The organism is Marinobacter mangrovi (assembly GCF_016798325.1).
GTDB classification, from domain to species: domain Bacteria; phylum Pseudomonadota; class Gammaproteobacteria; order Pseudomonadales; family Oleiphilaceae; genus Marinobacter_A; species Marinobacter_A mangrovi.
Window position 1 is genome coordinate 138,252 of sequence record NZ_JAERVO010000005.1, and the last position, 13,790, is coordinate 152,041.

The 13,790-nt window shown below is 62.0% G+C and carries 8 protein-coding genes; 2 read left to right on the top strand and 6 right to left on the bottom strand.

Annotated features, from left to right (window positions below):
- Positions 1-43 precede the first annotated feature (43 nt).
- Both JL474_RS15495 and JL474_RS15500 read right to left on the bottom strand, forming a co-directional pair.
- A complete protein-coding gene (locus JL474_RS15495; RefSeq protein ID WP_203142787.1) occupies positions 44-1,006 on the bottom strand; it encodes an MBL fold metallo-hydrolase in 963 nt (320 codons plus the stop codon).
- 141 nt (positions 1,007-1,147) lie between these two features.
- A complete protein-coding gene (locus JL474_RS15500; protein WP_203142788.1) occupies positions 1,148-1,783 on the bottom strand; it encodes a LysE family translocator in 636 nt (211 codons plus the stop codon).
- Between the two features lie 212 nt (positions 1,784-1,995).
- Between JL474_RS15500 and JL474_RS15505 the strand changes: the two genes are divergently transcribed.
- Both JL474_RS15505 and JL474_RS15510 read left to right on the top strand, forming a co-directional pair.
- Positions 1,996-4,188, top strand: coding sequence for an OsmC domain/YcaO domain-containing protein (locus JL474_RS15505; protein WP_203142789.1), 2,193 nt, complete (start codon positions 1,996-1,998; stop codon positions 4,186-4,188).
- A gap of 263 nt (positions 4,189-4,451) precedes the next feature.
- Positions 4,452-5,198: a phosphatase PAP2 family protein gene (locus tag JL474_RS15510; protein WP_203142790.1), complete on the top strand. Its 747-nt coding sequence runs from the start codon at positions 4,452-4,454 to the stop codon at positions 5,196-5,198.
- Between the two features lie 66 nt (positions 5,199-5,264).
- On the opposite strand, the gene JL474_RS15515 is transcribed toward JL474_RS15510, so the two are convergent.
- From JL474_RS15515 to JL474_RS15530, 4 genes are all read right to left on the bottom strand, one after another.
- Positions 5,265-7,373, bottom strand: coding sequence for a WD40/YVTN/BNR-like repeat-containing protein (locus tag JL474_RS15515; protein WP_203142791.1), 2,109 nt, complete (start codon positions 7,371-7,373; stop codon positions 5,265-5,267).
- Positions 7,374-7,457: 84 nt separating this feature from the next.
- Complete coding sequence (locus JL474_RS15520) at positions 7,458-9,077, bottom strand: toxin-antitoxin system YwqK family antitoxin (RefSeq protein ID WP_203142792.1); 1,620 nt, start codon at positions 9,075-9,077, stop codon at positions 7,458-7,460.
- Positions 9,078-9,105: 28 nt separating this feature from the next.
- The gene (locus JL474_RS15525; protein ID WP_203142793.1) at positions 9,106-11,427 is read right to left on the bottom strand and encodes a hypothetical protein; all 2,322 of its coding nucleotides are present in this window, start codon (positions 11,425-11,427) and stop codon (positions 9,106-9,108) included.
- 176 nt (positions 11,428-11,603) lie between these two features.
- On the bottom strand, positions 11,604-13,571 hold the full coding sequence (locus tag JL474_RS15530) for a methyl-accepting chemotaxis protein (RefSeq protein ID WP_203142794.1): 1,968 nt from the start codon (positions 13,569-13,571) through the stop codon (positions 11,604-11,606).
- Positions 13,572-13,790 lie beyond the last annotated feature (219 nt).

A 13,790-nucleotide genomic window follows, 5' to 3' on the forward strand; every position in this document is an offset into this window, starting at 1 on the left:
CGCGGATTGATCGAAATTTGTACGCCAGCCTTGCCAGACAGACTCATGCCGCTTGGCGCTGCTGCAGCCAGACCCGCAACCCCTGGCCATTCAATCGAATATCCATGCCCAGCAGTGCCATCAGTCGATCGTCATCCAACGAGCAGCCATGCTCCCGGAGTTTGCGGAAAAGGAAGTCTTTCATGGCGGAGGCCAGGGCGCTTTCCAGTTGGTCCGGCTCTACCTGTTTTTCCACACGCTCCGCCAGCGCCACGAAGCCATCCACCATCGCCAGTAAACGCTCACCCAGCGGCTGCGGATTCTCCACCAGACCATAGTGAGTGAGGTACATCCGTTCGGGCTCCAGCGCCAGGAGTCTGTGGATCGATTGCTTCAAGGGCTCGGGGTCAAACTGCACCGGCGTGGTGGTGGGAAAGATAAAGGGCCCGTTTTCGGTCATCAGCGAGGGATAGCACAACCCAAACGTATCACCGGTGAAGATACCGTTGGATGCTGCATCGTAGATGCAGAAGTGATGGCGGGCGTGACCGGGCGTATCCAGGAACAACAACCTGCGATCGCCGAGCAGAATCTCGGCGCCATCATCCAGGGTACGCACCCGCTCTCCAGGAACCGGGATGATGTCTTCGTAGACCTCTGCGAATGTCTTCTCGCCGTAGACCGCCAGGACCCCGGCCTTCAGCCTGGACGGATCGATCATGTGTCGGGCCCCGCGCGGGTGGATCAGCAAGGTTGCCTCCGGCAGCGCCTGCATCAGTCCACCGACACCCCCGGCGTGATCCAGGTGCACATGGGTGGGGATCACGTAGCGGACCTGTGAGCGCGGGATGCCGCGCTCTTCGAGCAGCCCCAGGATGACGGGAACCGTCCGGTTTGTCCCGGTGTCGATGATGGCGTACTGGTCCGCGCCCCGGATCAAGTAGCAGGCCGCCAGTTCGTCCCACATCATACCGGTATCGATGCGGGTGATCTGGTGGTCGAGATCTTCGATGGTTTGGAAAGGCATGGCACAGTCCCCCGGAAGGTCAGCAGAACAAACCGATTTTGGTTATGGTGACATCAAAACCACCCCGTGTCGGCCCTATCTGCGACACAACGTTTCTGAAAGAGACGCTACTGACCACTCCGGTGATAAAACGTGGCGATATCAGCGCTGAGCCCTGAGCAGCGCCCCTCCCGCCGTAATAAACAAGCTTCCAGTGATGCGATTAAACCAGCGAACGTGCGTCGACTTCTGAAACCAGCGTCCGGCTTTCGAACCAACGGAGCTGTATGCCGACATCAGAGTGGTATCAATCACCAACCAGGTGACAGCAAGGATGGCAAACTGGATGCCTTGGGGTTGATCAAGGACGATAAAACCGGGGAACAGCGCCGCGAAGAAAAGAAGATCTTTCGGGTTGCTGATGCCGACCGTAAATCCAACCCTGAAAAGCTGCCAGTGGGATCGCTTTTCCGCCGCTGTCGGCACAGCATTGACATCCCATTGGGGCGCTTCCGCTGGCGCGCGCCAGCTCTGGATCCCCAAAAAGATCAGGTAGGCGCCACCCACGAACTTCAGCACCAGAAAGGCGGTTTCCGACGCGGCCAGAATCGCTCCCAGCCCCAAAGCAGAGGCCGTCATCATGATCATCGCAGCCACCGCACCACCCAAAACTGTGGACAATGCCCGACGATGACCATGTTTCAAACCATGGCTGGCGCACAGCAATGCAACCGGACCGGGAAACGCAATCAGCGCTGTGATGACACCGACATACGTCAACCATGTCATCCATTCCATGGCGCTATCCTCCATTTTCAACACGGCCTTACTCTAGCCCAAAACCATAATCGGCCAAAACCGCTCGGCCCATGATTCCACGGGAGGTCACTGGACGATACAAAACCACCATCATTCAGCGCCCTCTACGCAAGACGGCACCCCCTAAAAACTGGATAATGGCCGGTTCAGCCACACGGCTCGCCAAATTCTCCAAGCCCGGTGCTTACGTCATGGAAATTAAAGTCAACTTCCTCGAAAACCTCCGACTGGAAGCCAAGTTCGACGATTTCACCGTCGTCACCGACCAGCCGATTCGCTACAAGGGCGATGGATCGGCCCCCAGTCCGTTTGACTATTTCCTGGCGTCATCGGCCCTGTGCGCGGCCTACTTCGTGCGGGTGTACTGCAAGGCGCGGGATATCCCGACCCACAATATCCGCCTGTCCCAGAACAACATCGTCGATCCGGAAAACCGCTACAACCAGATCTTCAAGATCCAGGTGGAGCTGCCAGAGGACCTGCCCGAGAAGCACAAGGAAGGCATCCTGCGCTCCATCGACCGGTGCACGGTGAAAAAGGTGGTGCAGACCGGACCGGATTTCCAGATCGAGACGGTCGACAACCTGGACGAAGACGCCCAGGCCCTGCTGATGGTGGAGCCGGACAACGATGCCCAGACGTATATCGAGGGCAAGGATCTGCCGCTGGAACAGACCATCGCCAACATGTCCGGCATCCTCGCCGACCTGGGCATGAAGATCGAGATCGCCTCCTGGCGCAACATCGTGCCACACGTGTGGTCACTGCACATCCGCGACGCCGCTTCGCCCATGTGCTTCACCAACGGCAAGGGCGCCACCAAGGAAAGTGCCCTGTGCTCGGCGCTGGGTGAGTTCATTGAGCGGCTCAACTGCAACTTCTTCTACAACGACCAGTATTTCGGCGAGGAGATCGCCTACAGCGACTTTGTCCACTACCCGAACGAAAAATGGTTCCAGCCCGGCCCGGACGATGCGCTGCCCGACGGCATCCTGGATGAGCACTGCCGCGCCATTTACGATCCCGAGGGTGACCTGCGCGGTTCCAACCTGATCGATACCAACTCGGGGCGGACCGATCGTGGCATCTGCTCCCTGCCCTTCGTGCGCCAGTCCGACGGCGAGACGGTCTATTTCCCGTCGAACCTGATCGAGAACCTGTTCCTGAGCAACGGCATGAGCGCCGGCAACACGCTGCAAGAGGCGGAGGTGCAGTGCCTGTCCGAGATCTTCGAACGGGCGGTGAAGAAGCAGATCATCGAGGAAGAAATCACACTGCCGGACGTGCCGAAAGACGTCCTGGCGAAATACCCCAACATCGTCGAGGGCATCGAAGCGCTGGAACAGCAAGGTTTCCCGGTGCTGGTCAAGGATGCCTCCCTGGGCGGCCAGTTCCCGGTGATGTGCGTCACCCTCATGAACCCGCGCAACGGCGGTGTGTTTGCCTCCTTTGGCGCGCACCCGAGCTTCGAGGTAGCGCTTGAGCGCAGCCTGACCGAACTGCTGCAGGGCCGCAGCTTCGAGGGCCTGAATGACGTGCCGGCGCCCACCTTCAACAGCCTGGCGGTGTCCGAGCCCAACAACTTCGTGGAGCACTTCATCGACTCTACGGGTGTGGTCTCCTGGCGCTTCTTCAGCAGCAAGCACGACGTCGAGTTCTGCGAATGGGACTTCTCCGGCACCAACGCCGAGGAGGCCGAGCGCCTGTTCGGCATCCTCAGTGAACTGGGCAAGGAAGTGTACGTGGCTGTCTACGAAGAACTGGGGGCGCCGGCCTGCCGCATCCTGGTGCCGGGCTATTCCGAGGTGTATCCGGTCGAGGACCTGATCATGGACAACACCAACATGGCGCTGGACTACCGGGAGGACATCCTCAACCTGCACCGCCTGAGCGACGAGCAACTCGCGGATCTGGTGGAGCGCCTGGAAGCCAGCCAGCTCGACAACTATATGACGATCATCACCCTGATCGGCGTGGAGTTCGACGAGAATACCGTATGGGGCCAGTTGACTATTCTGGAGCTGAAGATCCTGATCTGCCTGGCCCTGCAATGGCACGAGGAAGCGCTCGAGTTCGTCGACATGTTCCTGCAGTTCAACGACAACACGGTCGAGCGTGGCCTGTTCTACCGGGCGATGAACGCCGTCCTTGAAGTCACCCTCGACGAGGAGATGGCCCTGGACGACTACCTCACCAACTTTACCCGCATGTACGGCGAGGACACCATGAACGCCGTCGTCGGATCCGTGAACGGCACCGTGCGATTCCATGGCCTGGAGCCAACCAACATGCAGCTGGAAGGCCTGGAAAAACACCAGCGGCTGGTGGAGAGCTACAAGAAACTGCATGCCGCCAGGGCCGCGAAGGCCACGCAAAAGCCATGACGCATTCTGGCTGACCACGATCGTGGAGAGCCGGTAAGGCGCCCGATGAAACCCGCCGTGAAGTGGCGGGTTTCCTGCATTTAAAGCCCCCACCGATTCAAGATCCGATAAACACCACCGGATTGCGCAGCCCGTCGTTCCATTCCCCCGCCCTAAGGGAGCCCTAAGGGAGCCTTAAGGTGCGGTCTGTAATCTCTTCAGTCTGGCCACTGGACTCTAAGATCCAGTCTCCGAACTGAACCCTTCGTTAGTGGACACGCGCTTTGATCAGTCGTCGCTTTTTTCTGGTGCAGACCCTCGGCACATTGCTGTTCCTGGTGACTGCCGTCCTGGTGTGTGAAGCCACCGGTCTGGATATGATCGTCCAGGACGCCTTCTATCAGTTCGGCAGCCAGCAGTGGCTGCTGAGCAAGCACAATGAGGTCTTGAGGCTGTTGTTCTACACCGGCCCCAAGGCGGTTTTTATCCTGTTTGCGGTGGCCCTGCTGGTCAGCCTGATCGGCCTGCGCAAAAAGCCCTGGGTCCAGCGATACAAACGCGGCCTGCTGACGGTGCTGATCGCCAGCCTGTTAACGGTTGGGGTGGTCAACCTGCTCAAAGCGGTAACCAACGTGCCGTGTCCCACTAACCTGTCCCATTACGACGGAACCTACCCCTACGTCACCTTGCTGCACCGAGTCCCCGCCGCAGAGCATCTGAAGCGGATCCGCTGCTTTCCTGCCGGGCATGCCAGCGGCGGGTTTGCCCTGCTCTCGCTGTTCTTCCTGTTTCGCACAAAACGGAACCGGATGATCGCCTTTAACGGCGCCATGGCCCTGGGCTGGACGCTGGGGCTCTACAAGATGCTCATTGGGGACCATTTCCTCAGTCATACCCTGGTCACCATGGGCCTGGCCTGGCTGATCAGCGTTCTGGTGGCCGGCTGCGTATTCGGCCTGGCGCGTGTTGTAGACGCCCCCGAGGCGACTGATGGAGAGTCAATGGCAGGATCGGAGGCTCATTACCATTAGCCGCTCGTTCTGTTCTCCGGGGAGAGGCGCCCTTGAGAAGTAGCGCCACTCCGGATCAGGGACGACCTAAACACCGCCCGGCACGGGCTTCTGTTCCAGGGTATACGCTTTGACCACCATGTCCCCGGCTGTCAGCCCGGTGTTCGAGTCAGTCAGCGTCTGCTCGATCGCCGTCTTGAGCGCCGGGCGCAGGTCACCGGTTCCCGGCTGCGTATATATGATCATCAGCGTGCGAGGACAGTCGTCATCGCCCCAATGGCCGAACGATGGCGCACCGTAACGTGGCGTGGCACCGGGGGCGAACCACTTCCAGCTGCCCTCGTGCTCCACGGCCCGGATCCAGCTCGCCTCGGCAGTGGCGGATAGGATCGCTCCGGTCCCTTTCACGTCTGACAACGGTCCGGTAAGCGACATGGTAGCGGCAACCACCGGCTGACTTTCACAACGCCGGATGTCCGGGTCCAGCGTGACCGTGTAGGCCTGGATAGCCGGCTGGGGCTTCGCCCCGGAATCGGCAGGCGATGTTTCCGAAGCCTTCGTCTCAGGTACCGGCGCCACCTCCCGCAATGTATAGCGACGCGCCCCGGCAATCGCAAACGGCTTGCCATCGAGGGGCATGGCGGCCACCTTCTTCGCCAGGGACACGGTCTTGCCGTCGGCCGATGGTTCGTCGATGTCCGACGCATCGACCACGAAAGACGCGCGCGCGTAATCCGGGTCGATGTAGAGCCCCTGGTACCCGCCCTGCTCCAGCCGGCGGACCAGCGCCCGGCGCTCGGGATCGCCGAGCGCTTCGTAGCGCGCCGGGTCCGCCGATACGTTCAGCAGCCGGCGTCTGTAGTAACCTCCCATCGCACGGACTTCCAGGCTGCCGGACCAGACCGACTGAAGCCGCGAAGACCGAACACCCAACTGCTCTGCCAGCTCGTCCTGAAATCCGGCCACCTGCTCGTAGACTCCGGGGGAAAGCACGTCCTTTTCGGTCGTCGTGTCGTCATCGCCGGAGCGCATGAGCAACGTCCAGGCCAGCCAGCCGGTTTCCGAGGACGGCGTCCGGGAACGGCGCCAATAGGGTTGCGGCTTGCCGATGTCCAGCAGGTGGCGCGTCATGGGCATGGCCATCAGCTGGCGTCGGCGAAAATCACCCACCGTTCCCGCATCCTGCCCCTGGAACCGGTACCCGTCCGCAGTCTGGCGCCCCAGCCCGGACTGCCCGGCCAGCAGCAGCGTGCCGTTTTCCAGGCGATCCATGGCGAGCACGACGCCCTTGTCCAGCTCCGGGTCCACCAGGAATGCCTCTGTTTGGGGCGCCTGGCGAACAATGACACCGTCGGACCCGGCCAGGACGACGGTGCCATCGGGCTCGATACGACCGCTATAGAAGTCCGCCTTGCTGGTGGCATCGACACGATCCCAGCGGTCGTCGTCCGGTCCGCGACGAAAGACACCGCCATCGGCACCGAAGGACAGCAGTGTTCCATCCGCCTGTTCGACAACCCCGTACAGGGGCCGACCAGACCAGCTGGCGTTCTCCCGGTGCCACTCCGTCTCATCATTGGAGCGCCGCAGGAGCGCGCCACCGGATGTGGTGATGGCAACAGCGCCCGAGCGTAACCGCTGGATCGAATAGAGGTGATCCCGGGAAGCCCGGTACGGCACCTCATCCCGCGCCCAATGGCTGCCGCCATCGGATGAGGTCAGCAGGGTGCCGTCGGAGCCGACGATGAATCCGGTGTCCGGCGCGGTGAACAGCACGTCGAAGGCTGCGAAATGTTCCGGCAACTCCGCCGAAAGCGCGACGCGCTGCCAGGTCTGCCCGGCATCGTCGGAGCGCAGGACAGTGCCCTGGTGCCCGACCGCCCAGGCGGTCTTCGGCCCGGCAAAGGTCACGGCGGTCAGGGTCGACGCGGTCGGTGTCGCTACGGTCGCCCAGGTCTTGCCCTGATCCGCAGAGCGCCGCACCTGCCCGGCGTCACCGACGGCGATCACGACATCGCCGGCATGGGCCACGTCAAAGAACAGATGACCCTGCACGTCCGGGCCGCCGGCACGCAGCTGTTCCGCCAGCGTCCGCTGGGGTTCCTGGGCGGCCATGTAGGCCCGGTAGCCCAGGCCGCCCAGCAGGGCGGCCACGAGCACGGCAATCAGTGCGGTAATCCAGATTCTCGATTTCATGTCTAGCGTAATGTCCCTTTACCCTGAGCCGAGCCCCCTGTCGGGGCACGGCATTTCCTGTTCCGTATCAGCGCGATACCGCGATCAGAGAAGGCCGGAAGCCCCGTCCGCGTTGTCCCGGGTCATTTCCAGGACCAGCTCACCGTCGCGATAGACCTTGCGGCTGACGATCGAGCCTTCGTAGTCGGTCTTCAGCCACTCACCGTCGGGGGTTCCCCGGGTGTACGACGCTTTACTCTCCATCCGCCCCCGGGGGCTGAACGTGTAGATGAGGCCATCCGGCTCCCCCTGGATGTAGTGCCCCTTCTCGAGCAACCGGCCGTCCTCGGTGTAAGCCCGGAAATCGCCGTGTCGCTTGCCCTGGCGAAAGCCGGCCACGATGCGACGGCCATAGGCGTTGACGATGTCGACACTGCCGTCGAGATCGCCGTCGACATAGCGGGCATGTTCCACCCGCTTGCCGCTGGCGTTGTACGCGGCAAAGTCACCGTGCTTGACGCCATTGCGATAGCGGGTCTCGGTGCGTTTGCCGTCCGCGGACACGTCCACCCAGAGGCCGGTTTTCTTGCCATGCTTGTAGAGGCCTTTGAGCAGCGCACCGTCGTCATCGGTTTCGCGGTATTCCCCGTGGTACTGGTTGTCGACATAGTGGGCACGGATGGTCCGGCCATAGCCCTGGTTCAGGTACAGACCCTGGCGACCGTCGCGATCACGCTCGTCCCGCTCCACCAGCTCGCCAGACGGCGCATAGGTCTCCACCAGGCGGTAGTGATCCCGCTCCACCCGCCGGTACTTCAGGTGCCCCTCGTCGTCGTACTGTTCGTCCGTTTCCGAGACCTGGCGCCCGCGGTCATCGCGTTTGGTGTCAATAAGGCGGGTTCGAATACCTTTCTCGTTGTAATAGCTGTGCTCGCCCACCGAACGCGAATGCTCGCCGACGAACCAGATTTCCCGGAGCACGCCGTTCGGGTGGTAGCGTTTCTGCACCCCGCGTTTCGAGCCGTCGACGTACTGGTACTCGCTGCGCTTCTGTCCGTCGGTGTAGGCGATCTCCGGACCGTCGGCCTGGCCGTCCCGGTATCGCTTGCGATACACCGGCTGGCCGTCCTCGTAGCGGACCAACCAGCCATTCCGCTGGCCGTCCTGGTAGTGAGTCTCCTGGGTGAGTTCACCCTCTTTGAACGTCTTGACCGCACCATCGTAATGGCCATCAACGTAAGCGTACGTCTTGGTGGGCCGGCCCTCGGCATCAAACTCGGTGTAGTCGCCGTCCTGCAGCACACCGTCCACGTAAGTGCGCTCGTAATGGAGCTGGCCGTTCTGGTAGTAAGACACGAAGCGACCATTCTCGAGGGCGTGCATGTGCCCACAGCCACAGTCCTCCTGCCGCTCCTCGTATTGGCCGGAGGCAGCGCGGGCGCCGTCCGGGTAGTAGGTCTGGAAGCGACCCACCAGCTCCCTTTGGGCCCACTGCGGATCCGGGGAAAAACCTTCCATGGCCAGTTGGCCGTTCGCGTGGAAATAACGGAGCACGTAGCGATCCCCGTTCTCGGCCTTTTCCAGCGGTAGCGTCATGTAATACACCTGGCGGTCGTGCGGATCCGCCGGATCGTAGAACGCCTCGGACTGATTGAGCCACACCCGCTGGCCAGCCAGGACCGGCAGCGACAGGACCATGGCCAGGATGAAACATAGCGTCTTCATTGTTGCTTCCCTTCTGTCGTGTCCCTGATCAGGGCAGTGGCTCGAACGTGACATTGAATGTCCGGCTTTCGCGCTTGCTGATCCTGGGCAGGGTCAGTGTCTGGACCTCGCCCCAGAAGCGGTACTGGTTGGTCCCGCTTGCCTCGAGCTGCTTCAAGGCCGCGCCATCGGCCCGGCATCCGACGGGGTCCATAGAGGACACCATCGCCATGTCGGCAACGCGATCCAGTTGCTGCCGGGCATTGTCGGACAGCTCGACGGTGTTGGCGTCGATACGCTTGACCAGGTCACTGTGATCCACATCCACGGTCGTCATCTCGATCTCGGTGACACACTGCAATGTGATGCCCAGGGACAGGTCGTAGAAGAACTGAAGGCCGTTGGTGGTCTGCAGTTGCAGGCCCGATCCATAGCGGGCGGGGTACAGCTTCAATGAATACCCCTTGTAGGCCTGGGCGTCCGCCACGCCTGCCTCGCAGCGGGAGGTACTACCGGGCATTCGCAGCCTGAGCTGGTGATGCCCGACCCCCTCGATGGCGGCGTCGTCCATGTTCAGGGTCTGGAAATCCCAGCTCCGGATCAGGCCCTCCGACACCGTCCGTTCTCCCACAACGGGGCCACCACTCAGGGTGAATCCGGCATTGTGGGCCACCCAGGTCTGGGAAACGGTTTTCACCGGCATGACCTTCAGCTGGAGCGAGTCCACCGGCGCGTCCGGCTCGATGGTGATCCGCTTGTCACCACGACGCTGTGCCGGACTTTGCAGTCGCAGGGCGTCAACCGCGTCACGCAGCAGCTCGTTGTCCACCTCCCGGTCGGCCAGGGCCGGCGTGGCCATCAGCCGCTCCAGCGCCGTGTTCGAGGCGGTGTAGTGATAGGACGGAAGCTCGTTGCCCTCAGCGTCCCGGGGAATCACACCGAGGAAGGTCCAGTCCTTCACCCGGAAACCGCCGGGACGCGAGACGCGCAGCACGATGCGATCGGGGGACCAGCTGTCCACCGACACGGTGATCGCGTCACCCAGCTTTACCGAAGCCGCGCCCTTCTTGAGTGTTCCTTCGTACACCGTATCCGGGACGCTCGTCTCGACCGTCATCTCGAGGGTGTCCAGGGCCTTGAGCTGCCCGTCGTTCAACGGCTCGTTTAAAAGGGGCGCGGTGGCGCGACGGGAGGGCGGCCAATCGGCACTGATCCGGGCCTGGAGGTCGAAGCGGGGATTAGGCGCTGACGGGCCGCTCAGCGTCGCGCCGCTGGCATCCCGCAGTGTCACGGACGTTACCTTCAGGGGGTCGATGAAATTTTCGGTCAGCCAGCGGATCGGGATGTCCAACCCTTCCTCCTTACCGGCGTCATTGGGCGGCATCCACATCAGTTCGCTGTTGAAGGCGTCCAGTACCTCATCGGCGGGTTTGATACCGAATGGCGGCAGGAAGTAGCGGCGCGTGTCCGGGTTCGACAGGTCCACCGGGAAACCTTCCAGGGCCATGCGCACCATATGCTCGTAGCGCAAGTCCGGGACGGGCGACGGCTGGTCCGCCCGGCGCAGGTTGATCCGGGCGCGAGCCACCAGCGCATGGTCCATCATGTTGGTGTGGACGGTGTAGTCCAGCGTGGCCTGGAGCGGCCAGCCCGTTCCCCGCTCAAACAGGATGTAACCGACCTTGTCCGGTGTCCCGTCTTCACTCGGCTGGGTCACGTCGACAGACACCGTGTCCGCGTCGACCGCCGACACCGTGTAGGTCATGGCCGGCAGCGCGGCGCTGTGATTGCTGCCCGTCACCGCCGGGGACTGCCAGGTCAGGCCGGTCCTGAGCGGCGCCGTCGGCAGGCCGCCGTTGAACAGGTTCATCTGCACCATGCTCTGGCTGAGCTGTGCAAGCGCCCCGTCAGGCAAGTCCTCTTCGAGAGAGGCCAGGGTCTCGGCATCGACAAATTCAGCACCGTGGGCGACGCCCTGCGGATCCACCGTCTGGCGGATGCCACCGCGCAGCAGCCGGGCCATCGCCCGCTTGCGGTCCGAGCCGTGATCCAGCTTGCGGGTGTTGACCACTTCGCGGCCATCGCTGTCGAAGGCGAGGAAATCCACGCCGGTCTCGACCTCGAATCCACCACCACTGCGTCCCGTGACGGTACTGCGCGACAGGGCATCCATGTGCATTTCCCGCATCGGCAGGCGGGTACCGCGCTTGTCGGGCGTCAGGTCGAGCTGGTAGGTGAGATTGAAGGCATAGTCGTCACCCACCTCGGGTTTAAACGCCAGCCGTTCACGGGTTTGCCAATACACAAGTGCGCCAGCCCCGACTGCCAGAACGACAGACAGCAGGACGGCCACAGACTTCGTCCTTGTCATTTACCGATGTCCTTATCGCTTACCGATTCCATGGAAGCCGATCAGGGCTTCCGAGCGATCGCGCAGTTTACAGAAGCCGGAGACAGGTTTGCAGGCGGGGGAAACCGAAATTCCGAGTCTTTCCAAAAAACAGGGGGCGATGTCACCTGCGGAAGGCACAGGTGACATCCATCGGGCTACAGTCTGAAGCGGGTCGTCAGACTCTGGAGATCCTGGCTCAAGCGCGCCAGTTCCTCGCTGGCCGACGACGTTTCCTCGGCGCCGCTCGCCGTTTGCTCGGCAATATCGCGGACGGTCTCGACGCTCTGGCTGATCTGCTCGGATGCCGCACTCTGCTCGGTGGTTGCCGATGCAATCTGCGTATTCATATCCGAAAGCCGTTCTACCGACTCTGCGATCTGGCGCAACGCCTGGCTTGCGTCTTCACTGGCAGTGACCGACGCCTCAGCGGTCTGGCGGTTACTGTTCATCGAATCGACCGCCAGCCGGGCCTTACGTTGCAGGGCGTCGATCAGACCGGTGATTTCCTCGGTGGATCCCTGGGTGCGCTGGGACAGGTTGCGGACTTCGTCCGCCACAACGGAAAAGCCCCGGCCATGCTCTCCGGCACGGGCGGCCTCGATGGCGGCGTTCAGTGCCAGGAGGTTGGTTTGCTCGGCAATGTCCTGGATCACCTCGATCACGCTGCTGATCTGCTTGGACTCTTCGTTCAGCTCTTCGATCTGGGTGGCTGACGATTGCACCTCACCGGCCAGTGCCGCAATTGCCGTTCGATTGTTGCCCACCAACTCGTCGCCGCGGCTGGCGGCGTCGCGCGCCTCAGCCGCCGTATCGGACGCCTGCTCGGCATTGCGGGCCACCTCCTGGATGGTCGACGCCATTTCCTGCAGCGCTGTCGCCATCTGCTCAATTTCCTGGCGCTGGCTGCTGACACCGGAAGCCGTCTGGTTAGTGACCACAGACAGCTCTTCCGACGACGAGGCAACCTGGTCGGCACTGGAGCCGAGTTGGGTCACCATATCGCGCAGGCCTTCCATCATCCGCCCCAGCGATACCATCAACCGGCCCACCTCGTCCCTGGATGCTTCGGGAACCTGGGCCGTCAGATCACCTGCCGCAACCGATTCAGCCAGGCGCTGCGCCTGCATCAGGGGCGGCACAATCAGGTGGTTGATCATCCAGGCGGCGAAGATCCCGATGACAATGGCCAGGGCCCCGAGTTCCAGTGACCAGGTTTCGACATCCTGCTTCAAGGTCATCATCTCCTGCTTTTGGTCGGCACGGATTTGCTCGGCCACCTGCATGGCATCGCGGGCGGAGGCGACCATTCCCTGCTTCGCCACCTTCTCCTGGCGATCGATATCGAAGTACCGCCGCAAGGCATCCTCGTACTGTTTGACCTGCGTGGATGCCGCATCGGCCAGGGCGATGTTGTCGGCCTTGTCGAGAGCCTGCTTCAGCTGGGCGACTTTCTCGTCAAGCTGCTCGACGCCGGCGTTGGCAGCGTCCACGTACTGGTTGTCGCCGCTGATCAGGAAGTTCTTTTCGGCCTCACGGACTTCGAAGATACCGCGAATCAGGTCGCCGGATACCTGCGATTGCTCAACCCGATCCTGGATCAGGGCAATCGGTTTCTGGTCCTGGATGTACTGCGAGGCGTCCTGTGCGAGATTGGTGCGCAACTTGAGCAGTGCCGCTTCCGCCTCCCGGGCCGCGTCACGCATCTGGGCGAGCGTGGTTTTCCTCTGCTCCACCAGCGACACAAACTGATCCAGGTTATTCCGGTACGCGCCGGATCGCTCCAGCACCTTGTCTGTCAGGGCCTGATTGTCGGGGGCCTCAAAACGGGCTTTGAGGTCCTTGGCCAATGCCATGACCTCATCAAGCCGGTCACCGGCGTCGGAGACGGCCTGGGGATCGCTCCTCAGTTCAAAGTTCTTTTCACTGACCCGAGCGGCCAGCAGTAGCTTGACAATCCGGTTTGCCTGATCCGCCTTGGCCACGCGCTCTCCGACGGCGTCCCGCCCAAGACTGCCCATGACGATCAAGCCAATCACCGTCAGCGTGACAAGCCCAAAACCCACCATGAGCTTGTACTTGACCGGGAGATTGGCCAGCCCCGTGACCTGAAGCAGCTTCTTCATACACAACACCCTTTCCTTTGAGGAATGATTGACGACGTAAGAAACGCCTTGCGTTTGGTTATACGCATCGTTTCACGATGCGATGGAGCCGCTGTTCGTTATTATCAGGCCGTTTGCGCATGAAGCGAGCTGGCCGGGTTGTTTTGCGGGATGTGACGGTTTTCGATGGCACGTGTCTCTCGACCGTTGCGTTGCGCCTGGCCTGTGTCGTTGCCGAGC